Origin of the sequence: Paenibacillus sp. A3 (assembly GCF_001399685.1) — a bacterium.
Lineage (GTDB): Bacteria > Bacillota > Bacilli > Paenibacillales > NBRC-103111 > Paenibacillus_G.
The window spans coordinates 1-22,247 of the sequence record NZ_JTHN01000206.1 but is presented as its reverse complement, the minus strand read 5'-3'; the positions used below and the strand labels follow the sequence as shown (position 1 = coordinate 22,247).

Below are 22,247 nucleotides of genomic sequence, written 5' to 3'. Positions count from 1 at the left end.
GCGAACCATTCTATTATGTGAAGATGGCGAGCTTGAACTTCAGGACTATGAATTTACTTTTAAGGTAATAAATCAGGTTGCATGGAGTGAACTGCTTCAATGGATGGACGGTAAAACTGAAACGTAATATACCTGGAGGCAAGAGTATTATGGAGAAAATAAAAATAGGGAAGCCTAGTAGCGTCAAAAGGCGAACTAATATTGTTGACAAGAAAGAGTTTGCCGAAAGAAAAAAAATGTGCATGAATGCATTGTTAAACCGACCATGGATATCTAAAGAGAAAGACCCTCAACTTTACTACTGGATAAAGGAGCAGGAGTTAGAAATACGTGATTGGTTTATGCAGTATACAGGCTATTCCGTAATCATTAATAGAAAGTTAGCTAAATTGGATAAGGCCCCTGTTGTTGCGTATTCTTGGATGGGATTTCAGGAGTTTCGAGAGCCACTTGATTATGCATTATTCACTTATAGCCTCTGGTTTTTGGAAAATAAAACAGAACGTGACCAGTTCTTATTAACCAGTCTGGTGAAGGAAGTTCGTGACTACATGTCAGAACTGGGGATGGAAGTAGATTGGAAAAACTATTTTCATCGGTTATCTATGGCAAGAGCTTTGAAGAAATTAAAAAGTTTGGATATATTACAAGCAGTTGATGGTCAAGAATCCAACTGGGCACTAAATGAAGAAAAGTACAACGTTTTGTATGAGTGCAATTCGTACTCTCGTTATGTTTTACGGAATTTTCCTAGAGAATTAATGAGTTATACCACGATGACAGATATGAGTGAAACGCAAATTTATGGCGATGAAGCTGATGAATTGATCCGTCGCAGGAGACATCACCTTTATCGGCGGTTCTTGCTGGAACCTATTGTACTTGATAACCATTGGCAAGATGAGCTTTTTTATTTTCATGGACAAAGAAAAAATATACTTACGCAATTGAAAACCATGTTTGGCTTAATAGGCAGCAGATATCGCGAGGGGCTCATTTTTTTTGAACCCGAATTAATCGCTGATTCGGAGCTTTTCCCAACTCTTTCTTCAATCTCGGATTTGACAATACTCATTTGCGGAGCAATACGCAACGATGTGATGCATGGGAGTTTTGGCATGAAGGTGGAGCGAGACGGAACGGTTCGTCTTACTAAAGGTGAAATCGAACGCATCTTAATTAGACTAAAAAAGGATTACGGGGAATACTGGATTAATGATTACCGGAAAATGAATTCTTCTACACTCGCTGAAGAGGTTTGTTGTCATTTGGTGGAATGGGGATTTGGAGAGTGGGAAGATAATAACTTTTTTATATTAAATGCGGCTGCAGGAAGATTTATAGCGCAATATGGAGCATTGGAATTGGAATAGTAGGGGGGCTATGTGTTGAAACTTGATATCTCATCCGAACTGGAAACAGTCAAGCAGGCTCATACTGAGCGCTGGCAAATGAGTAGAGCAGGAATTATTAATTTTTGGTATTACGATGACGAAGAGTTTCAATTAGAAGATGGCAGAATTATTTTAAGAGGGACGAACGGATCTGGTAAGTCTGTTACGATGCAAAGTTTTATTCCCTTGGTTCTAGATGGGGATAAAAGACCCGAGCGTTTGGACCCGTTCGGCTCACGTGATCGTCGGCTTGAATATTATTTACTTGGGGAGGCTGATCAAGGACATACAGACAGAACCGGCTATTTATGGTTAGAATTTTTTCATACACAGAAACATCTTTACAAAACGATAGGGATTGGCATCAGAGCTCGTCGAAACGTGGCTCAACTTGGGTTCTGGGGGTTTTTGCTGGAAGACGGTAGGCGGATTAATCATGATTTTTGGTTATATGATCGTAATTTATGGGTGGAGCAAGGACAAAAAGTGCCATTAAATCGCAAAGTTTTGGAAGAGAGAATTTCTTCTGGTGGTCAAGTAGTGCAAGAGCAAAGCGCCTATCGGGAAATGGTTAATAAAACATTGTTCGGATTTCATGAACAAGATTCGTATAAAGACTTATTAAAGCTTCTTTTGGAATTAAGGAGTCCGAAGTTGTCAAAAGATTTTAAGCCATCATCTATGTATGAAATTTTGACTAATGCGCTGCCCCCTTTGATGGAAGATGAATTAAGTCCATTATCTGATGTTATGGAGGATTTGGACCAAATAACAGAGCGTCTGGACGAACTACAAAAGCAACGTACAGAGTTGGCAAAGATCAATGAGAAATATGACAACTATAATCGTTTTTTATTAAAGCAGCTTTCTGAGAATATTTCGCAGCAATTTCAGACATTTGATGAAATATTAAACGAGGTCAATGATTATGAGGAAAAGGAAGTTTTAAGTGAAACGGAATATATAGATACATTAAAAGCAATCAATAAACATAAAGAAAGATTTGGGACAGTTGAAGCGGAGCTAGAAGTACTGAATCGTACTGAAGCCATGGAAAAACAAAGAGAACTTGAAATTTTGGAAGAACAATTAAAAGACTTGGATAAACATTTATTAGCTACAAGTGAAAGACTAAGTATGAATACAACACGTTCAAATAAGTTGTACGAAGAAATTGTTCTATTAACTAATAAAATAAATGTATTGTCTGGTGAGCAAAATCAAATTTTAGAAGAAATGGAAGATATGTCTCGTATTACAGAATTTCGTGAGCACGATATTTATCATGGTATATGGTTAAGAGGAGTTCCGCAAGATAAGCATTGGTCTGATAATTGGAAACAGGACCTTGAGTCTCACAAGAAAAACTTGGCATCTGCATTAGAAATAGCAAGAGCTGAAAGAGAAGCATTCAGAGCAGCGGCAGAAGCAGAAGTAAAATTGGGAGATATTCATAGAGAACGAAATTTGGTGGAAGAAGAGCAGGCATTGCAAGAAGGTGAACTTGAAGATATCCGGGAAGAAGTAAAAGAAAAACTGGTGCTCTGGCATCAAAGCTTAAGTGAGTTGTCTATGGGTGGAGAACAATTACGGGATTCTTTACGATCTTTATCCCTATTAACAGAAAAAGAACGTCAGTATGAGCCTGTACGGCGACCCGTACAACAAGCATTCGAACAACAAAATCAAAAATTAATACAAAGAATCTTTCAACTACAACAGCAAAAAGAGAACTTGCAAATTGAGTATAACAGAATAGAGCAAGAACTTGTACATTGGAACTTAACTAAAGAACCGGAACCTTTGCGAACGGATGGAAAAAGGGCTTCACGTCAACAACGTGATAAAGGAAAGGGAGCGCCACTTTATGCTGTCTGTGAATTTGACGCTTCATTAACGGCCAATGAGCAGGCACAATTGGAGGAAACATTGGCCCAAGCCGGACTATTGGACGCATGGATTTCTCCTGGGGGAAAAGTAGAATGGTTGGATCAAGTCAATGATGAAGAAATTTGGATAGAGCCTGATCCACTCCAAGGGGATACGCTATTAAATGTATTATACCCAACCCCATCACAGGAAAGCGGTCTATCAGTCCATGATATTCAAATGGCTTTAAGAAGTTTTGGCTGGGTAAAAGATAAAGATGAAAAGAAAAACAAGGGTATTACCTTCCGACAAAACGGAAGCTTTCAATTTGGACCACTCGCTGGAACGAATCGTTCAAAACCGCGGCCGGAGTATATTGGAAAAGAAACGCGATTACGTACAAAGCAATTGGAAATAGCAAGATTAGAAGCCGATATGAAACTTATAATGGACCAGATATTATTCATAGATGAAGGTCTTGTTGAGCAGCATAAGCGACAACTGGTTCTAAAGCATGAACTGGAATCTTTTCCAGACGATAAAGATTTGCAGGTTCAGTTCGATGTATTAATCCAGTTGTCCTATCGGTTGACCGAGGTAATGAACCAAGAACAAAAAATCGAGATTTGGTATAAAGAAAAGATGTCTATTTGGAGGGAATTGCAGCTTAAATTAGTTGAACAAACTGCAAACTGGTCTAGGGTAAAACAAGAAAAAACAATTCAAGAAGCGATTGAATTAAGCACCACCTACCTTGGTCTGATTACGGAATTATATTCATCATGGATTCGTTATTGCGAAACGAAGCAACATCAGATGATTCAAAAAGAACAGCACGAAGAACTATTGATCCTCTTGGAAGACGACCATGCTCAACAACATGAATTGGACGATAAGAAAAGAAGGAGTACTGCACAAGCAGTGCAACTTAGGAAGCTTATACTCGAAATGGGGATTGAAGAAATACATCTGAAAATAAAACATCTAAAAGAAGAGAAAACTTCATTAAATCAACAAATTAATGATTTGTTTGAGAAAAGAGATCAAGTAGGACAACAGTTGGCAGGAATAAAAGCAAAGTTGGATTTGTATAAGGAGCAATTAACTCAAAATCAAAGCAAGTTGAATGAAATTCTTGAAAGATGGAAGACGGAAGTAAAACTTTCTCTTGTTCCGGGATGGAATGAACACTTAATGAACCAAGAGATTGATGAGAAGGCCATCCGTAAATTATGCAAACAAATAATAAAAGAGTACGGTTCTGTATTTGTAAATATGACCAAAGATCGAATTGCTAACGAACTCCAGCAGGAGTACAATTCAGCACGTAGCAATTTGCAAGAATATGTGCTGGAATTAGAATATCATGAATCAGGGAGAATCATCATTACCTCCAAGCGTGACCGTATAAACCCGCTCACCCCTTCACTATTGCTGGAAGAGTTGATTGAACTGGAAAATGAGCAGCGCATTCTAATGACAGACAAGGATCGTGAATTATACGAGGAAATTATCCTGCAAAGTGTGGGTAAAGCAATTCGTAATCGCATTCATCGTGCTAAGGACTGGGTAAGAAAAATGAACGAACTAATGGAACAGCGGGATACTTCAAGTGGTCTGCGATTATCTCTGCAATGGGTGGCTAAGGCCCGTAAAACTGAATCAGAACTTGATACTGAAGCTTTAGTCGAGTTACTAATGCGGGACGCGCATCGGATGGATGATGAGGAAATTGAACGGGTAATCTCTCACTTTAGGGTTCGGGTTCAGCAAGCGCAGCAGTCTGCGCAGGAAGAACAAGGATCTCTGCGAAGATATATTTACGACTTGCTAGATTATCGCTCGTGGTTTAGTTTCAAACTTTTTCATCGAAAAGGAGGGCAAACCGGTTATACCGAGTTGACGGACTCTAAGTTTAATGTTCTTAGTGGTGGTGAAAAAGCAATGTCAATGTACATTCCGTTATTTGCAGCCACTTATTCCAGATATAGCGATGCTAGTATAGACGCACCAAAAATTATTTCATTGGACGAGGCTTTTGCTGGTGTTGACGATGCAAACATGCGAGACATGTTCCATTTGTTAACTGATATGGGATTTGACTATATGATGACCTCACAAGTGCTTTGGGGTTGCTACGATACAGTACCGCGGCTGGCGATCTATGAAATCCATAGACCCAGAGATATGAACGTAATAACTCTATTTCATTATCGTTGGAATGGAAAACGAAAAGAGCTTGTCGAGAATAATGTTTAAATCAGTGAGGTAAGCCCTCTATGAAAAATGCCTTTCGGAAATCCGCCAAACAATATTATAGCGATCCACTACTTCATAATTTATTAGAAGCGGTTTTCAATAAGTACCAAGGTCAAAATGGGGTAAGAGGCAATGCTAAAATTCAAGTAGAAACAAAGGCTGAAGCCGATCGATTGCAAGATTTTTTTGGGAATCGGATGGAAAAATTGATTCGAGTTGGTACTGAAATACAAGTACCTCTGAAAGTATTTACAGAAGAATTATTACTTGGTTATAATTTGGATATTTGTGGATTATATGAATTGTTAAACAATAAGCCCTTGTTAACTAAATCAGAGCAAAAACAGCTAAAAGAAACAGCTTGGCTCAATCTATTCGAGAATATAAGTGAACGTTTTAAGCAAGCGCATCAAAATAGCTTATATGAAGGGCCGTTTTCCGATAAAATTTTTAATTGGTTTGAAAGATTAAAGGCTGGTGAAGCGTCGGGGAGCAGAGTAGTAGCAAGCTTGATACACAAGGATAATGAGATAGAGACGGAACTGTTGCACTGCATGAATGCCCTGTGGAGTTTGTTTTTTGCCAAGGATTATATGTTTGAAGAATTAGGCATTAGTGTAGAACGGATTAGACTTCCTATGTTGGCCGCTTTTGTAACGAAAGACCCACATGCATTTGATTGGAAAAAGCCAGCGGGCAGATTACTCTGGCATGCTTTGTATGATATTGATATTCACAAAATAAAAAACGGAGAAAAAAGGAGCAATGAAAATTTAATCATTCCTGAGTTTATGAAGCGAAGACAAATTTACCGCAAATTCGACATTATAGATGATGATTTAAGTTCTAATATGCATGTTTTTGATCGTTATTTTGTCTATAGGTCTTCACCTAGAACATTAAACCTAAGAGAAGTGGAATTACACAATGATTGGCCCGAATATTCAGCAATGTATATTTTGGAAAACCCATCTGTATTTTCATTTCTCGTTGATGAGACATTGCATTTTCTCGATGTCAACGGGTTTTCCTTTGAGGAAATTCCAATTGACTTTCCAGCACTTGTTTGTACATCTGGACAATCTCGGAATGCGGCTAGATTTTTTATTACAAAATGTCTTAAAGCTAATCCAAATTGTAATGTATACTACTCTGGCGATCTTGATTTGTCTGGTGTACAGATGCAGCTAGGAATGGAACGACAATTTTTAGGTCATTTAGAAGTGTGGCGGATGGATTCTACTACATACCTTAAACATGTAGATTCACGAAATTTGCCCATACCTCAACATGAAGTGAAAATTTTAGAGAGAATGCCCGGCGATTTAGCTAAAACCATGTCTACAACACGGGCTAAGGTGTTTCAGGAACATTTTTCTAAGGAATTAAAGGAAGATTGGATACAAGTATTGGAACTAGTAATGAATGCTGTTTATAAATTTTCCTGACACAACTTGATAGCAAGCAATCACAATTAAACGCGGCCAATCGCTCATGGAGCCATAAGTCTGTAGGTTTCAATTCCGCCATCTTGCGCCATTCCGGGCCGTACTCTCTTTTGGAGAGGTGCGGCCTCCTTTTTTTCACTGTGCTGAAACAGCTGCCTCCCGTCCGGGAAGTCACAGGTTAGGCAGACTTGACCAAAGCCTTCTTCCCCCTCGAGAAGCTGACCATGGCGGCCGCGAGTCCGATGATCAGAATGAAGCTTGCGACCCAAGGGTTAAACAGGAGGGTGGAAGTGGCATTGACCATGAATCCTCCTGTCCCGGCTCCTGCCGCCAATCCCAAATGCACGATCGATGTATTCAGACTAAGTACCAGATTCGACGACTCGGGCGCTTGTTGAATGAAATAGCTTTGGATCGCCGGGCCGTTCGCGAACATGGAAAATACGATGACGGCCAGAAGCGCCAGCCCGATCCCGGGCACATCCGAAACGAAAGGCAGCACAACCAGCGCTGCGATATGAACGGCAATGCTGAACGTAATGACCCGGGCCGCTCCCCATCGATCGACGCCGTAGCCGCCCAGACGGGAGCCGATGGCGCCGAAAATGCCGAAAGCCAGCATAATGATGCTAATGTTCGAGGCTTTGACATGAAGGATGCTTTGAAGATACGGCGTCAAATAAGTAAACAAGATCGAATTTCCCGATTCCCGGAAAAACGTGAGCAGCAAGCCGCTTACGATAACGACGCTTCCAAGCACTTTAAACTGCTGCCGAAATGAAACCGGCGCGTCTCCTTCGATATCCGGGAGAAGTCGCAAGATGACAAAGGCAATGATTAAGCTGAACAAGCCCAGAATCAAGAAGATGGATTGCCAATTCAGCCAATTCGTTATCGCGATCCCGATCGGAACGCCTAAGATCATAGCGCTGCTAAAGCCTAGAACGATAGTGCCGATGGCGCTGCCCAATCTCTCGCGGGGGACCAATTTGGCGGCCACACCCAGCGCTACGACAAGATAGACGCCCGAGCTTACCCCCAATATGACGCGGGAAGCCATCAGGATGACGATGTTCGAGCTCCCGAACGATACCAAACAGCCCACGATAAAAAGCGCCAGCGAGCCTAGCAATACTTTTCTGCGTCCCAAACGGGCAGTGACGGATACCACAACCGGGGTGCCAATGGCGAAGGCAAGGGAGTAGGCGGTAATCAATTGCCCGGCAAGGGCAAGGGATATGTTTAAGCTTTCGGCAATGACATTCAGAATGCCGGATACGACGAGCTCGGAGGTTGCCGTTAAAAACACGCCAAGCGCAAGAGTGTAAATAGACATGCGATGCATTAGAATTCATTCCTTTCCGCTGTCCGGGACAGCAGCCGAAATCGCGGCATGGCCGGCGTATGCCGATTCGGCAGTTAGGATTGCGAGATCTCTTGGTTGTATTATAATAAGGGTACGTATTTTACGTAAGAAGGAAAAACATTTGGATATTATCCAATTATTTTGACTAACTAAACAAAAGTAAGTAGGTGGAGGCATGGAGCCTGCAAAAGAAGAGGAGAAAGGGTTCTCGAACATCTGCTCGGTGCTGCAAATTTTAGGGGCGAAATGGGCTTTCCTGGTCATTGCCGAGCTGTCCAAGGGGCCCAAACGGTTCAAGCAGCTTCATCGGGACGTGGCGATCGTCAGGACGCAATCTTTAACGGATGTGCTGCGGCATTTGGAGAACAATGGGATTGTCCGTCGCGAAGTTTTTCCCACGGTTCCCGTAACCGTACAATACTCGTTGACGGACAAAGGATTGGATTTTCAAGCTGCGCTCAAGGAAATGGAGAAATGGGCAGTCAAGTGGGGGAAATGAGAAGTTGATGAGAGAGCGTATAATTGCTCTCGCGCAGTTAACGATTTAGAGGCTCTGGCTCAAGGCTGGAGCCTCTTTATTACGTGATTAGCTTACAATCATCTGCTAGAAACGATGGCATCCCCGGAAGCTGCCGGCAAAAAGACGGCAAACGCCGTCCCCTTTCCAGCCTTGCTCTGCACCTCGATCCAGCCTTGATGCAAAAGGATGTTTTGCTGCGCGATCGCAAGGCCGAGGCCGGTCCCGCCATTCGAACGGGTTCTGGAATGATCGGCCCTGTAAAACCGGTTAAAGATGTGGGGAAGATCCTCTTCCGCTATGCCGGTCCCGTTATCCTCGATCGTGATTCGGACATAGTCCATCCGCCGGTCGGGTTGATACACTGGTTCCACCCCGATTTGCACTTGCCCGCCGCGCTCTGTGTAATGAATCGCATTAATCAAAATATTATAAAACGCCTGCAGGATACGGTGCTTCTCTACCGGTACAGCGATGGTTTCTTCCGAAGCATGCATGGAGATACGGATATGTTTCTCCTCGGCCAGAAATTGAGTCTTCTCGATCAATCCCTCCAGCAAGGCAACGATATTTTCAGCCGCAGGGCGAAGCGTCATTCCGCCTGCCTCCAGTCTGGACAAATCCAACACGTCGTGAACCAGGCGCGACAGCCTTAACACTTCATCTTGAAGGGACGACAGCTTTTCCGGGGGGAGAGAGGTCCCTGTATCTTGGGCCAACTCCAGCTCGCCTTGGATGATCATTAGTGGCGTCTTCAATTCGTGCGCGACATCGGACAGCAGCTGCTTACGCGAGCGCTCTACCTTTTCGAGGCTTTCGTTCATTTCCTGCAGCGCCCGGGAGATCGCCCCGAACTCATCCTTCCTGTGTACCGGTAACGTCGCATGGGGCTTTCCCATTTTGATCGTGTCGATGCCCTGGATGATTTTGCGAATAGGGGCCGTCAGCCTCCAGGACAACAAGGAGATCGTGAGCAAGGCGGCGATGCAGGTGAACAGCAAGGCTACCCGGGTGATGCTGGGGAAGATGCCGTACCACATCGCTTTGAATTCGTATGTCTTGTACTGGCTTTCATTCATCACGAAGAGCCGGCCGATCTTCCGGTCATTGGCATAAAGCATCATCGGAAAGGCCTCATTCCGCATGATCTCCGGGCTCAAACGCCCCTGCTTGTACATTTCATTGCCGTTTTCGATCAGAGCAATTTCGACGAAATGACGGCTGGATGCAAACCGGTAGTCTTGAACGCCTGTCCAGGATGCCTGATGGTCCGTATAGTATTGCTCGAATTCATCCCGCAGCGCTTCAAACGCCGCCTTTTGCTCGGCATAAGCCAGATCGCGGACAATGTAGAACTGAATATGGGTGACAAAAAATAAGCAGAGCAATATAAAGGCGATCAGGATGCTCATTGACAGCATCAGCTTCATTCTAATTTTCATGGCTTGCTCCGAAGCGGTAGCCGAACCCATACACCGTTTGAATGTACACGGCATGGTTGGGATCGTCCTCGATCTTTTTGCGCAGCTTGCTAATATGGGAATCGACGGTCCGTTCGTCCATGACGAATTCTTCTTCGAACGCGTGCTGAAGCAGCTGCATCCGGCTGTATACGCGGCCGGGCTTCGATGCGAGCAGATGAAGCAGCTTGAACTCGGTCGGAGTCAGCCGCAGCTCTTGACTGCCTTTGAACGCCTGCAAGCTTTCTTCGTGAATTGTCAGATCGCCTCGCCGGAGCACGTTATCCGGTCCGCCGCTCTCCCCCCGGTTCATACGCCGCAGCAAAGAGCGGATGCGCGCCGCAAGCTCTCTCAAGCTGAAAGGCTTGGTCAAATAGTCGTCCGCGCCCATTTCCAAGCCAATGATCTTGTCCGTCTCCTCGTTCTTGGCCGTCACCATGATGATTCCCGGTTCGCCGATTTCACGGAGACGGCGGCACGTATCCAGCCCGTTCATCTGCGGAAGCATCCAGTCGAGAATGACGATGTCCGGTTTATTGTCCGTATATAGCCGCACCGCGGCTGCCCCGTCCTTCGCGGTAAGCACGTCGTATCCTTCCCTCTGAAGAAACGTCTCCACCAGCGATACTATTTTCTCTTCGTCTTCCACCACTAGAACCTTGATCCCCATTTCCGTCCCACCTGTCCTCCGTTTCGGTTATCCCTATTATACAATATCCTGATCGATTATTCGGAAGCGTCACAACCTCTGAATCAGTTCACCACAAGTTCGCAACATTTTGTTGTTAAGATCAGCTTCAGATCGGAGGAACATCGAATAGGGGGAAGGAAAATGGCTTACAAATTATCCATGAAATCAAAGCAATTCATCGTCACGATTCATGTGCTTTCCGTCGTATGCTGGCTGGGAGGGGCCGTGTGCATGCTTACGTTAGGCTCGCATATGCTGCTGGCGGACAATGGGGAGCAGCTTTATTACACGCTCGACAACATGCACGTCGTCGATGTCGTCTTGATCCGGTACACCGCGCTCGCCGCTTTATTGACGGGGCTGGCGCTATCGCTGTGGACGAATTGGGGCCTTTTCAAATATTACTGGGTTGCGATCAAGCTGATATTGACCGTTGCTTTGATTTTGTTTGGAATTAAGTATATGAGCGACTGGTTGTCGCAGCTCATTCATGAGGCGGATGGCAAGAGAGCCGCAGCCCTGCACGATGCCGCATTCCTGAGCACAAGCTATTCTCTTATCGGCGGCGCCGCAGCGAATATTTTGGCCATGGTTTTCATGACGGGCATCTCCTATTTCAAGCCGTTTGGAAAAATTAATAAGCGCGCCGCGAAACAAGAAACGAAACTCGCAGTTCGAGAGGAACGCTAAGCCATGTTCGAAACTTTCGCCAGCATCGTATTGGCATCCGCTTTGACGCTCTTGTGGGGAATTGCCGCTTTCATCGTTTCCGGGCTCCCTTATGCGAAAAACAACCGGCGCTTTAAACGATGGACAACTGTTCTGCTTTGGATCGGTTACATCGCACTTGCGATCGCTGCGCTATGGTTGTTTCTAGTTTTAGGCTGGTACATCCGCAAAGGCTGGTTATTCGTCGAAGGCACAATGAAAGCGATCGTTCCTCTCATGTTGATCGGTCATTTGCCTGTCGTTACGCACACGCTGCCCAAGTTGAGAAGCTTAAGAGAATCAACTGACGAAAGACTAGCGGCGGCCACACTAGTCGAGCTAACCCATCCTATGGCGATTATTCCAATCTATGCGGCCGCAGTGGTTTCCGGCATGAATGCTTTCAGCCACGTCTTTGCGCAGCCGGTCCTGCCAACCTTGGCCGAGCTCGTGCAGCGATTGTTCCTGCTTGTTGTCCTGCTGCTTGTCCCCACCTTCTTTGCCATGAAAACATACCGTAAGGTTATGAGAGAGCAATTCGTTCCGTCCCCATTATGGGCAAGGCTGTTGAAGTTTGGTTTAGCGGGCGGATTGACGGCAGTTGTTGTGATTACGGTTGTTGTCGTGAATGTATTGGCGGGAGTCAGCTCTTCCAAATTGCCAGAAGCCTCCGATATGGTGAACCATCATCTGATGGACGAAGGGGGCGGAGCTCCTACCCTGCTTTCCGGTCATGCTATGCATCGGAACCATTCCAACAGGGTGGAAGTCGCAGCGCTTACCGGAGACGTCTCGGCTCCGGCAGACATCAAGTTTGAACTCGTCGCCCAGCAGAAGGAGATCACACTTGCTTCCGGCGCCATAATCGATGCCTGGACCTATAACGGACAACTGGCCCCGGAACTCCGGGTGCGGCAAGGGGATATGGTAGAAGTGAAGCTGGTCAATCAGGATATTGACAAAGGAGTCACGATCCATTGGCATGGCTATAACGTGCCGAACGCGATGGATGGGGTGCCCGGGATGACTCAAAATGTTGTCAAACCGGGGCAGTCCTTTACTTATAAATTTCGGGCCAAGCAAGCGGGAACTTACTGGTTTCATTCGCACCAGCAGGCCGCTGAACAAGTGATCAGGGGACTTTTCGGCACGTTAATCGTAGATCCCAAGAATGAAACCGAGGTTTACGATGAAGAGTTCACGGTAGTCACCCATCGATGGGATACGGACCGAGGATACAAGATCGCTTTTGGAGATCAGGATCAGGCCCAAACGAAGCAGGTGGCGACGGGCCAAAAAATCAAGCTGAGAATCGTGAATACGCATAATCTGTCGCAAAAATACGTGCTGCATGGGGTCGATTATCAGATCGCGAGCATCGACGGCGTCGACATTCAAGAGCCGGAACGGCTGCCGGATTCAACCGCATTCAGGCTTGCCTCCGGCGGAAGATACGATATCGCTTTTACGATGCCGGACCATCCTGTCCTGTTTAAGCTTGGTGAAGGTAAGAAGGACGGGAAGCCGAGTCTGTTATTCTATACGGATACCCGATCTCAGCCGGAGAGCCTGAGCTTCGAATCCGAGTCTGCATGGTTCGATCCGTCTCAATACGGGAAGGCTGCTGCGAACGAGACGACCTCCGCTACGAAGTTCGATAGAGAATTCACGATGATTCTTGGGAACAAGATGGGATTTTAAAACGGGCAATTTCATTTTCTTTGGACCATTAACGGGAAGGTTCACCCGAATACCCCTACTTTTGTCGTAAAAGAAGGCGAGAACGTAAAAACAACCTTTGTGAATCGAAGCCTGACGGAGCATCCGATGCATCTTCACGGGCATCATATGACGGTGCTGAAGAAAAACGGCAAAGCCGTACAGACGCCATGGATGACCGACACGTTAAACGTGCTGCCGGGCGAAACGTACGAAGTGGCCTTTATCGCCGATAATCCGGGGATGTGGATGGATCACTGCCATAATCTGGACCATGCGGCAACCGGCATGATCCTGCATCTGATGTATGACCATGTGCAGCCTTCGTATGAAGTAGGAACGAAGTCTGGGAACCTGCCGGAGTAACAAGGGCAAGCCTAATAAAAGAACCGCGGTCCAGTCGCTGCGGTTCTTTCACGTTGCCGGAGACGGCTTTTAAGGTTTCGCAAACAAGTCCCGTGCGGTTTGGATAAACAGCTTTACGGCGATGGAAGCTTCTTGCAGGGAAGGTACCGCCAGGTTAATTTCTCTGTAAGGGTAAGGCGTTAGAGCATGCATTCGAACGTTGGGAGGCAAGGTTGACAGGGCAACCGAGATGTTCGACATGATCGCCACACCGAGCCCTTCTTGGATCATGTTCAACGAGGTGTTCACGTTATGGACGATATATTTGACTTGAAGACGGGCTCCGGCTTCCCGGAATCGCTCGTAGATCGGGATTTCGTAGCCTCCGTTGCATATGATCATCGCTTCGTCGCTCAATTCTTGCAAATGAATGGTCGAACGGCCTGCCAAAGGATGGTCGTCCCGGATGAACAGAAACATTTCTTCTTTCAGTAAGGGGGTAATTTCAAATTCGTCGTGCGGCGGAATGAGAAAAGCGACATCGATCATTCTGGAGGCCAGCCGTTCTCTGAGGTCGTCGATGGTGCCTTCGTACAGATCGAATTGAATCCGGGGATATTTCTCCCCGATGACTCTGAAAATTTTGGGGAGAAAATAAGCGGAAGCCGAGGGGAAAGAGCCGATCCGAATCGTCCCGACTTCGAAGCCTTTTTCGGCCATCACTTCCTGCTCCACCTTCTCGAAGCCCTGCAAAATATCCCGGAACACAACCAAGAGGCGTTCACCGATATCCGTCAAAATAATCCCGTTCCTTCGGTCGCGGATCAGGAGAGTCACGCCGAGCTCAGCTTCCAGTGTGGAGACGGCGCGGCTGACGGCAGGCTGTGTCATATTCAGTTCATGACCGGCTTTGGTAAAGCTCCCGGTTTCGGCGATTTTGACGAACAGCTGAATTTGGGAATGGGTCATAACACTTGTGGTATGCTCCTTATAATAAACATTCATTTTATTTATTTCGATAGTTATTGTATCATGAGAAAACATTGACAACAAGGAGTGTTCATCGTGTTGCAGCTCTCACGCTCGCGGGCGGCTTTGTATCTCGTTTTTCTCGTTATCGTCTGGGGAATCAACTGGCCGCTGTCCAAATATACGCTTTCCTTTTCTCCGCCCTTATTATTTGCAGGTTTGAGGACGTGCATCGGGGGATTGATTCTCATCTGCGTCGCCCTGCCCGGCTACAAGAAGCTCAATTGGAAGCAGACGTGGCCCGTTTATGTAATTTCGTCCGTGCTTAACATCATCCTCTTTTATGGCCTTCAAACGATAGGGCTGAATTATTTGCCGGCCGGTCTCTTCTCGGCCATCGTCTTCTTTCAGCCCGTATTGCTGGGGATTCTATCGTGGCTTTGGCTGGGGGAAGAGATGTTCGGCTTGAAATGGATCGGGCTTGTGCTCGGTTTCCTTGGCGTATTCGAGATCAGCGCAAGCAGTCTGGCCGGACATCTGTCCGTTACCGGGATCGTGCTCGCTCTCGGCTGTGCAGTGAGCTGGGCTTTGGGCACGCTCTATACGAAGAAAATGTCGGCGCGGGTCGACATGGTTTGGGCCGTGGCGCTTCAACTGATGATTGGCGGCATCTTGCTGTTAAGTTCGGGTGCTGTCCTGGAAAAATGGACGGATATCGTCTGGAACGTTCCGTTCGTATCGAGTCTGCTGTTTATTTCGGTTTTCGTTATTGCGTTGGGCTGGCTCGCTTACTTTAAGCTTGTCGGCTCCGGCGAAGCCGGCAAGGTCGGAGCGTTTACATTTCTGATCCCGTTGATTGCGATTACTTGCAGCGTCCTCTTTTTGGGAGAGAAAATATCGGTCAATTTGGTAGCGGGACTCGTTCTCATCGTCGGCAGCATCCTGCTGGTCAATGCAAGATCGATACGCCTGGTGAAAAAGCCGACAGGATTGCAGAGGTAATATGCGAAAGATGACCCCTGACGCGTGCTTGCGTTTGTCCGAAGGCTTGACGCACGCGCGAGGGGGTGTTTTTTTGTTTAAAATGTGCTAAATTAAGCACATTAAAAGCTGTGGCCGGAGGAGGCTGTTCAGAGCAACATGGCACAAATCAAGCGGTTCGGCTTCGGGCTCCAAGCCTTAATCGTATTGGCTTTAACTTCGGAGCAGCGTTCCAGCGCCGAAATCGCGGAAGAGATCCGCTGCGAGCCGACAGCGCTCCGCAAAATTTTAGCCCAACTGGGCGAAGCGGGCATCGTGGAAGTGAAGCAGGGCAGAGCGGGGGGGTACCAGTTGACCCGAAAGCCCGGGGAGATTACGCTGTCCGAGATTTACAACGCTTTGCACGAGGAAGAGCCGCTATGGAACCAGATGCTGGATACAACGGGAAATCATCTTTTTGGAAAAAAGGTCAACGAATCGTTTCAGAAAATCATGACTGACATCATTGTGCAGGTTGACCATGTGCTGGGGACCTATACGATTGCCGACCTGCTCGAGTGACCTCTTTTTTTACTCTAATCTGTGCACAAAAATGCACATATTGTTCAAATTAACTATAGAAAGATAGGGAGGGAGAGAGGATGGATAAACAACAAGAAGCCCCGATCGGCTTCCCTGGGATCGCGCGCTCTCTGATTGCGGCTGTCATCGGCGGCATCGCGTTCAAGCTGCTGCATCTGCCGATCCCCTGGCTGCTCGGCCCGATGTTCGCCGTTTTGATCGGATCGAATACGTTCAAGGGACGTTTCATATGGCCCGGACAATTCAGAAACGCGGGCATGATCATCGTCGGATACACGATCGGGCTGGCCATGACCGCGTCGGCGCTGAAGGAGATGTCGTATCAACTACCGTTGATGCTGCTCATGACGCTGCTGCTGCTGCTTTGGTGCGCGGGCATCGCCTATCCCGTTTCCAGGTTGGCGGAGATCGATTACAAAACTTCGCTGCTGGGAAGCATACCCGGAGGATTGACACAGGTTCTTGTTCTGGCAGAGGAAACGGACGGAGTCAATCTCACGGTCGTCACCGTCACGCAGGTGATCCGGCTGATCCTGATCATTACGTGCGTGCCCTTGCTGGTAACGAGCCCGCTCTTCGGGCAAGCGCATGCGGGTTCGGGGGCTGGCTCTCCGTTGTCCGCCATTTCAGCGGGTTGGGACAGCGGGCTGCTTCCGAACATGCTCGTTTATGCGCTGGTTACCGTGGGATGCGCCATTTTGGGGAACAGGATCAAATTTCCGACCGCTTTTTTGCTGGGCCCGGCTATCGGGACGGCGATTCTTCAATGGACCGGCTTTCCCGGACCGGCGCTTCCGTCCTTTGTCCTTAACGCGGCGCAGCTCATGATTGGCGTTCACGTAGGACTGATGCTGAAGCCGGACCGGTTGACGCATAAGGTACGGACGATCTCGCTGGCCGTCGGCAGCGGACTGCTGCTGATTCTGGGGGCCTGGGGGCTGAGCGTGCTGCTGACCAAGCTCCAGCCGATATCCGGCGCCACCGGGCTGTTAAGCCTCGCTCCCGGCGGCATGGATCAAATGGGCATCATCGCGCATGAGATTCACGCGGATTTGCCCATGGTGGCCGGTTACCAACTGTTCCGCACCTTTTTTATCTTTTTCGCGGTACCGCCTTTGTTGAAGTTGATGTTCCGATACCACGGCAAATCCATTAAGCGGAGGGAAACGCAATGACGCCATTAGACGTAAATTTTTAAAAAATTGCTTTGGTCCTGATCGATCTGCAAAAGGGCTATCACCAAATCTTCATCACGGATGCGATGAAGACATATAGCATAGAGGAGCACGAGGCTTCCTGCAACTACATTTTCCCGAGAATCGGCAAGGTCCGAAGCGCCGAGCAATTTCTGGCGGAAGCAAGCGGTGCAGAATAGGTTTGACAAATCGATTCGAATACCCTATAATGACCAATAATTCCATAATCAAATGTGAGGATTAGAAATAGTAGAAGTGCAATGACTTTTCAGAGAGCCGTTGGTAGGTGCGAAACGGCAACGTCGTTCATTTCGAACTCGTCTATGAACAGCTGCCTGACATGTAGGGTAAGCCGGAGTTCCACCGTTACAGGGATAGATGGTGATGGCCATCGAATTGAGCTCATTTCTTCAGGAAATGAATTAGAGTGGTACCGCGGGTTCAACCTCGTCTCTATACGTAGAGACGGGGTTTTTTTGTTGATTAAAGTCCGGGTTTAATCAACCCCGCTTCATTTATAGATAGCGAAAAATGCGATTTCGGGAGGAATAGAGGATGAAACGTAAAATTATGGTGTTCGATACTACGCTGCGCGACGGTGAGCAAGTTCCGGGGGCGAAGCTGAATCTTCATCAAAAAATAGAGATTGCCCAGCAGTTAAAGCGGCTTAATGTCGATATTATCGAAGCAGGATTTCCCGCCTCGTCCGCGGGAGATTTTCAAGCGGTCCAGGAAATTGCCCGCAGCGTAGGCAACAGCGTCTCGATTACGGCCTTGGCCCGGGCAGTCAAAAGCGACATCGACGCGGTCTATGAAAGCATCAAGCTGGCGCAGAACCCGCTCATTCATATTGTGCTCGGCACCTCGAACATCCATGTAGAGAAGAAGTTCAGCCGGTCCAAGGATGCCGTCCTGCAGATGGGGGTTGACGCGGTCAAGTATGCCAAGACGCTGCTTCCGCAAGTGCAGTATTCCACGGAAGACGCATCGAGGTCGGATTTCGAATACTTGTGGGAGACGATCGAGGCTGTCGTGAAAGCGGGAGCGACCATGATTAACGTGCCCGATACGGTGGGCTATGCCGTTCCGGAGGAATTCGGCGAGCTGATCCGCAAAATCAACGAACGGCTCAAAAATTTGGACGACCGCGTGATCCTTAGCGTCCATTGCCACAACGACCTTGGACTGGCCACGGCGAATACGCTGAGCGCGATCAAGAACGGGGCGGAGAAGGTCGAGTGCACCATAAACGGCTTAGGCGAGCGGGCAGGCAACGCTTCGCTGGAGGAAGTCGTGATGGGGCTTAAGGTCAGGGAGAACTATTTTAACGCCTATACCAATATCAATACGACGGAGCTGCACAGAACCTCCAAGCTGGTCAGCCATTTGACGGGGCTGGACGTGCAGGTCAACAAAGCGATTACCGGCGACAACGCCTTCGCGCACTCCTCCGGCATCCATCAGGACGGCCTGCTGAAAGACAAGCGCGTATATGAAATCATGTCGCCCGAAGAGGTCGGTGCGGACAGCATGGAGCTGATCCTGACCGCCCGTTCCGGACGGCACGCCTTCAAGAACGCCGTCGAGAAAATGGGCTTCGATACGAGCGATGCCGACGATTTCGAGCAGCTGTTCGCGAAGTTCCTTACCTTAGCCGATGCGAAGAAAGAAGTTTACGATCACGATGTATTCTATCTTGTCACGAATCACCGGACCGTGGAGCAGAGCAGCAAGCAATTATACGAGCTGGAGTCCTTCCAGGTGGTCAGCAACGATCTATATCCGACGGCGACCGTCAAATTGAACAAGGGCACCGAGTCGATGAAAGGAAGCGCCGTGGGCGACGGTCCGATCGATGCCTTGTACAGCGCCATCAAAACCTTGGTCGGTCTGGAGATCGAGCTGAAGGATTATAAGATTAACAGCTTGTCCCGAGGCATGGAGGCCGTCGGCCGGGTCAACATCCGTGTGGAGCATCAAGGCAAAATCTACTCCGGACGGGCGATGGACACGGATATTATCAAGGCCAGCGCGAATGCTTTCCTGAACGGAATTAACGGCATCCTGCTGGACCTTGTAAAAGATGAAAAATAGGCCGGACATCCGGTCCGAATCTATCGGAGGGAAACGTTGTGAGCAGTCAGTTAAAGGAAAGCGCGCAGCGGGTGCAGGATAAATTAACGGAGTTGGGATATCCGAACCGGGTTGTGGAATTGCCGGACAGTGCGCGAACCGCCCAGGAAGCGGCGGACGCCATAGGCTGTGAGGTGGCGCAAATCGCAAAATCGATTATTTTCCGGCTCAAGCCGTCCAATAAGCCGCTTTTGGTTGTCGCGAGCGGCGTGAACCGCGTGGATGAGAAGCTCATCTCCAGCCGGATTGACGATAAGCTTGTCAAGGCCGATGCGGATTTCGTGCGTGAGCATACGGGCTTTGTGATCGGGGGCGTAGCGCCGATCGGACATCCGGAGCCGATCCTGACGATGATCGACGAGGATCTGTTTCAATACCCGACCTTATGGGCGGCGGCAGGACATCCGAAAGCCGTATTCGAGCTGACGCCCGATGAGCTGGCCGCCATGACACTCGGGCAAGTAACGTCGGTCAAAAAGAGATAAAAACGCGAGACGCTTGGGCTTCCAAGCGTTTTTTCTTTTGGGTTGACATTAAAATGGAGGAATGTTATAAAAAATAAAGAATGGCACTCGGAGATGGAGAGTGCTAACAACGTGGGCGTTTGCAGCTATTGTCACCCTTTAATTTCAAAAAGGAGAGATTTCGATGGAAAAGAAGCAGTTTCAAGCCGAATCCAAGCGATTATTGGAAATGATGATCAATTCGATTTATACGCAAAAAGAAATCTTCCTTCGCGAATTGATTTCGAATGCCAGCGATGCGATCGACAAGATTTATTACAAAGCGTTGACCGACGATAAGTTGGTTTTCGACAAAGACAGCTACTATATTAAAGTGATTCCGGACAAGGACAGCAGAACGTTGACGATCCTCGATACCGGGATCGGGATGACCAAGGAAGAGCTGGAGACGAACCTCGGCGTGATCGCCAAGAGTGGCTCGCTGGCTTTCAAGAAGGAAAACGAGCTCAAGGACGGCCACGATATCATCGGCCAATTCGGCGTCGGCTTTTATTCGGCCTTTATGGTTGCCGACGTGGTAACGGTGATCAGCAAAGCCTTGGGCAGCGACAGCGCGTACAAGTGGGAATCGGCGGGTGCGGAAGGCTATACGATCGAGCCTTGCGACAAAGAAACGGTTGGCACGGAAATTATTCTGAAGATCAAGGAAAACACCGAGGACGAGAGCTACGAGGAGTATTTGGAAGTATACCGTCTGAAGGGAATCATTAAGAAATATTCGGATTTTATCCGCTATCCGATTAAGATGGATGTTACCTCCAAGCGGTTGAAGGAAGGCAGCGACAACGAATTTGAGGATTACACGGAAGAGCAGCGCATTAATAGCATGGTCCCGATCTGGAGAAAAAACAAAAGCGAGCTGACTGCCGAGGATTACGAGAAGTTCTATGCGGAGAAGCATTACGGCTTCGACAAGCCGCTCAAGCATATTCATATCAGCGCCGACGGGGCCGTGGTTTATCAGGCGATTCTGTTTATCCCGGAAAATATTCCTTTCGATTACTACACGAAGGAATACGAGAAGGGGCTGGAGCTGTATTCCAACGGCGTGCTGATCATGAACAAATGCTCCGATCTGCTGCCGGACTATTTCAGCTTCGTCAAAGGGATGGTCGATTCGGAGAGCTTGTCGCTCAACATTTCCAGAGAAATGCTGCAGCACGACCGCCAATTGAAGCTGATCGCCAAAAATATCGAGAGCAAAATCAAAAGCCAGCTGCTGAGCCTGCTTAAGGATGAAAGAGAGAAGTACGAGCAGTTCTACAAATCGTTCGGCAGACAGCTGAAATTCGGGGTCTACAGCGATTACGGCAGCCACAAAGAGGTGCTGCAGGATCTGGTCATGTTCTACTCCTCCAAGGAGAAGAAGCTGGTCACACTGGAGGAGTACGTATCGAGAATGCCGGAGGATCAAAAGTATATTTACTATGCTTCCGGACCGTCGAACGAGCGAATCGAGAAGCTTCCGCAGACCGAGCTCGTCGCCGAGAAGGGCTACGAAATCCTGTATTTCACCGACGATATCGACGAGTTCGCCGTCAAGATGCTGATGAAATACAGGGACAAAGAATTTAAGTCCGTCTCCAGCGGCGATCTGGGCTTTGAAGCGGAAGACAACAAGGACAACGACGATGCCGACAAAAACGATCACAAAGAGCTGTTCGACTACATGAAGGGACTGCTGGAAGGCAAAGTAACCAGCGTCAGAGCCTCGAAGCGGTTGAAGTCTCACCCCGTATGTCTGTCTACGGAGGGTGACGTCAGTATCGAGATGGAGAAAATATTGAACGCCATGCCGAATAATCCGAGTGTCAAAGCGGAAAAGGTGCTGGAAATCAACATCCATCATGAGGTATTCCAATCGCTGCAAACGTCGTACGAGCAGGATAAAGAGAAGCTGAATCTGTATACGGCACTTTTGTACAACCAGGCACTGCTGATCGAAGGACTGCCGATTGAAGATCCGGTTGAATTTACGAATGATATTTGCAAAATTATGGTGTAATATTGGCTCACGCACATAAAAACCGGCCCTAGAGGGGGGCGGTGAGCTTGTTGAGAAACCCGCTTCGCGTATAAAATTCTC

Annotated in this window: 17 protein-coding genes, 1 pseudogene and 1 other annotated feature; of the genes and pseudogenes, 14 read left to right on the top strand and 4 right to left on the bottom strand. The window is 47.6% G+C overall.

Annotated elements, in window-relative coordinates; translation table 11 throughout:
• Window positions 1–149: 149 nt before the first annotated feature.
• The 3 genes from QJ48_RS28045 to QJ48_RS28035 are packed head-to-tail and all read left to right on the top strand — an operon-like array spanning window position 150 to window position 6,970.
• Window positions 150–1,373, top strand: coding sequence for a TIGR02678 family protein (locus QJ48_RS28045; RefSeq protein WP_202813850.1), 1,224 nt, complete (start codon window positions 150–152; stop codon window positions 1,371–1,373).
• A 15-nt stretch (window positions 1,374–1,388) separates the two neighbouring features.
• Window positions 1,389–5,522 carry a TIGR02680 family protein gene (locus QJ48_RS28040; RefSeq protein WP_202813849.1) on the top strand — a complete coding sequence of 1,378 codons (4,134 nt, stop codon included), beginning with the start codon at window positions 1,389–1,391 and terminating at the stop codon, window positions 5,520–5,522.
• Between the two features lie 20 nt (window positions 5,523–5,542).
• On the top strand, window positions 5,543–6,970 hold the full coding sequence (locus QJ48_RS28035) for a TIGR02679 domain-containing protein (RefSeq protein WP_054976679.1): 1,428 nt from the start codon (window positions 5,543–5,545) through the stop codon (window positions 6,968–6,970).
• 178 nt (window positions 6,971–7,148) lie between these two features.
• Here the strand turns inward: QJ48_RS28035 and QJ48_RS28030 are convergent, their stop codons facing one another.
• Window positions 7,149–8,315, bottom strand: a complete 1,167-nt coding sequence (locus QJ48_RS28030) for an MFS transporter (RefSeq protein WP_054976678.1) — start codon at window positions 8,313–8,315, stop codon at window positions 7,149–7,151.
• 196 nt (window positions 8,316–8,511) lie between these two features.
• On the opposite strand from QJ48_RS28030, the gene QJ48_RS28025 reads away from it, so the two are divergent.
• Window positions 8,512–8,835 carry a helix-turn-helix domain-containing protein gene (locus QJ48_RS28025; RefSeq protein ID WP_054976677.1) on the top strand — a complete coding sequence of 108 codons (324 nt, stop codon included), beginning with the start codon at window positions 8,512–8,514 and terminating at the stop codon, window positions 8,833–8,835.
• A gap of 98 nt (window positions 8,836–8,933) precedes the next feature.
• Here QJ48_RS28025 and QJ48_RS28020 read toward each other — a convergent pair whose 3' ends face one another.
• On the bottom strand, window positions 8,934–10,295 hold the full coding sequence (locus QJ48_RS28020; RefSeq protein WP_054976676.1) for a cell wall metabolism sensor histidine kinase WalK: 1,362 nt from the start codon (window positions 10,293–10,295) through the stop codon (window positions 8,934–8,936).
• Window positions 10,285–10,983, bottom strand: a complete 699-nt coding sequence (locus tag QJ48_RS28015; RefSeq protein WP_054976675.1) for a response regulator transcription factor — start codon at window positions 10,981–10,983, stop codon at window positions 10,285–10,287. Before QJ48_RS28015 ends, QJ48_RS28020 begins: the two co-directional genes overlap by 11 nt.
• Window positions 10,984–11,145: 162 nt before the next feature.
• Between QJ48_RS28015 and QJ48_RS28010 the strand changes: the two genes are divergently transcribed.
• Genes QJ48_RS28010 through QJ48_RS38995 form a run of 3 tightly spaced genes read left to right on the top strand, consistent with a single transcriptional unit; the run spans window position 11,146 to window position 13,797 of the window.
• A complete protein-coding gene (locus QJ48_RS28010) occupies window positions 11,146–11,694 on the top strand; it encodes a hypothetical protein (RefSeq protein ID WP_054976674.1) in 549 nt (182 codons plus the stop codon).
• A 3-nt stretch (window positions 11,695–11,697) separates the two neighbouring features.
• Entirely contained in the window at window positions 11,698–13,413 is a 1,716-nt protein-coding gene (locus QJ48_RS28005; protein ID WP_237763084.1) for a multicopper oxidase domain-containing protein, read from the top strand.
• Window positions 13,414–13,440: 27 nt separating this feature from the next.
• Window positions 13,441–13,797: a multicopper oxidase domain-containing protein gene (locus tag QJ48_RS38995; protein WP_237763085.1), complete on the top strand. Its 357-nt coding sequence runs from the start codon at window positions 13,441–13,443 to the stop codon at window positions 13,795–13,797.
• A 69-nt stretch (window positions 13,798–13,866) separates the two neighbouring features.
• On the opposite strand, the gene QJ48_RS28000 is transcribed toward QJ48_RS38995, so the two are convergent.
• The gene (locus QJ48_RS28000; protein ID WP_054976673.1) at window positions 13,867–14,745 is read right to left on the bottom strand and encodes a LysR family transcriptional regulator; all 879 of its coding nucleotides are present in this window, start codon (window positions 14,743–14,745) and stop codon (window positions 13,867–13,869) included.
• A gap of 96 nt (window positions 14,746–14,841) precedes the next feature.
• On the opposite strand from QJ48_RS28000, the gene QJ48_RS27995 reads away from it, so the two are divergent.
• The 7 genes and pseudogenes from QJ48_RS27995 (at window position 14,842) to htpG (ending at window position 22,166) form a co-directional block, all read left to right on the top strand.
• Window positions 14,842–15,747, top strand: a complete 906-nt coding sequence (locus QJ48_RS27995) for a DMT family transporter (RefSeq protein ID WP_054976672.1) — start codon at window positions 14,842–14,844, stop codon at window positions 15,745–15,747.
• A gap of 138 nt (window positions 15,748–15,885) precedes the next feature.
• On the top strand, window positions 15,886–16,287 hold the full coding sequence (locus QJ48_RS27990) for an Rrf2 family transcriptional regulator (protein WP_054976671.1): 402 nt from the start codon (window positions 15,886–15,888) through the stop codon (window positions 16,285–16,287).
• An 80-nt stretch (window positions 16,288–16,367) separates the two neighbouring features.
• The gene (locus QJ48_RS27985) at window positions 16,368–17,483 is read left to right on the top strand and encodes an AbrB family transcriptional regulator (protein WP_054976670.1); all 1,116 of its coding nucleotides are present in this window, start codon (window positions 16,368–16,370) and stop codon (window positions 17,481–17,483) included.
• 50 nt (window positions 17,484–17,533) lie between these two features.
• Window positions 17,534–17,683 (top strand): annotated as a pseudogene (locus QJ48_RS37715) (isochorismatase); the annotation flags it as partial.
• Between the two features lie 48 nt (window positions 17,684–17,731).
• Window positions 17,732–17,962: a binding site (T-box leader), on the top strand.
• Between the two features lie 97 nt (window positions 17,963–18,059).
• The gene (locus tag QJ48_RS27980) at window positions 18,060–19,598 is read left to right on the top strand and encodes a 2-isopropylmalate synthase (protein WP_054976669.1); all 1,539 of its coding nucleotides are present in this window, start codon (window positions 18,060–18,062) and stop codon (window positions 19,596–19,598) included.
• A gap of 38 nt (window positions 19,599–19,636) precedes the next feature.
• On the top strand, window positions 19,637–20,122 hold the full coding sequence (locus QJ48_RS27975) for a YbaK/EbsC family protein (RefSeq protein WP_054976668.1): 486 nt from the start codon (window positions 19,637–19,639) through the stop codon (window positions 20,120–20,122).
• Between the two features lie 163 nt (window positions 20,123–20,285).
• The gene (gene htpG / locus QJ48_RS27970; protein ID WP_054976667.1) at window positions 20,286–22,166 is read left to right on the top strand and encodes a molecular chaperone HtpG; all 1,881 of its coding nucleotides are present in this window, start codon (window positions 20,286–20,288) and stop codon (window positions 22,164–22,166) included.
• The last annotated feature ends 81 nt before the right edge of the window (window positions 22,167–22,247 follow it).